This window comes from Sporosarcina beigongshangi (genome assembly GCF_033485195.1).
In the GTDB taxonomy this organism is placed as follows: domain Bacteria; phylum Bacillota; class Bacilli; order Bacillales_A; family Planococcaceae; genus Sporosarcina; species Sporosarcina beigongshangi.
In genome coordinates this window covers 1-1191 of record NZ_JAWLIR010000080.1, presented here as the reverse complement: position 1 = coordinate 1191, position 1191 = coordinate 1, and the positions used below count along the sequence as shown (strand labels likewise).

The 1191-nt window shown below is 51.7% G+C and carries 1 rRNA gene; it reads left to right on the top strand.

Annotated elements, in window-relative coordinates:
* Positions 1-1191 (top strand): 23S ribosomal RNA (locus R2B77_RS17805); the annotation flags it as partial.

Below are 1191 nucleotides of genomic sequence, written 5' to 3'. Positions count from 1 at the left end.
GGTTAAGTTAGAAAGGGCGCATGGCGGATGCCTTGGCACTAGGAGCCTAAGAAGGACGGCACTAACACCGATATGCTCCGGGGAGCTGTAAGTAAGCTTTGATCCGGAGATTTCCGAATGGGGAAACCCACTGCCCATAATGGGGCAGTACGTTTACGTGAATACATAGCGTAAACGAGGCAGACCCGGAGAACTGAAACATCTAAGTATCCGGAGGAAGAGAAAGAAACATCGATTCCCTGAGTAGCGGCGAGCGAAACGGGAAAAGCCCAAACCAGGAAGCTTGCTTCCTGGGGTTGTAGGACACTCTATACGGAGTTACAAAGGAATGGATTAGGCGAAGCGACCTGGAAAGGTCCGCCGTAGCGGGTAAAAGCCCCGTAGTCGAAAGTCCATTCTCTCCAGAGTGTATCCTGAGTACGGCGGAACACGTGAAATTCCGTCGGAATCCGGGAGGACCATCTCCCAAGGCTAAATACTCCCTAGTGACCGATAGTGAACCAGTACCGTGAGGGAAAGGTGAAAAGCACCCCGGAAGGGGAGTGAAATAGATCCTGAAACCATGTGCCTACAAGTTGTCAGAGCCCGTTAATGGGTGATGGCGTGCCTTTTGTAGAATGAACCGGCGAGTTACGATTCCATGCAAGGTTAAGCAGTGAATGCGGAGCCGCAGCGAAAGCGAGTCTGAATAGGGCGAATGAGTATGGGGTCGTAGACCCGAAACCAGGTGATCTACCCATGTCCAGGGTGAAGGTAAGGTAACACTTACTGGAGGCCCGAACCCACGTACGTTGAAAAGTGCGGGGATGAGGTGTGGGTAGCGGTGAAATTCCAATCGAACCTGGAGATAGCTGGTTCTCTCCGAAATAGCTTTAGGGCTAGCCTCAAACTTAAGAATCTCGGAGGTAGAGCACTGTTTGGACTAGGGGCCCATCCCGGGTTACCGAATTCAGACAAACTCCGAATGCCGATGATTTATGTTTGGGAGTCAGACTGCGGGTGATAAGATCCGTAGTCGAGAGGGAAACAGCCCAGACCACCAGTTAAGGTCCCCAAGTATTCGTTAAGTGGAAAAGGATGTGGCGTTGCCCAGACAACCAGGATGTTGGCTCAGAAGCAGCCATCATTTAAAGAGTGCGTAATAGCTCACTGGTCGAGTGGCGCTGCGCCGAAAATGTACCGGGGCTAAAC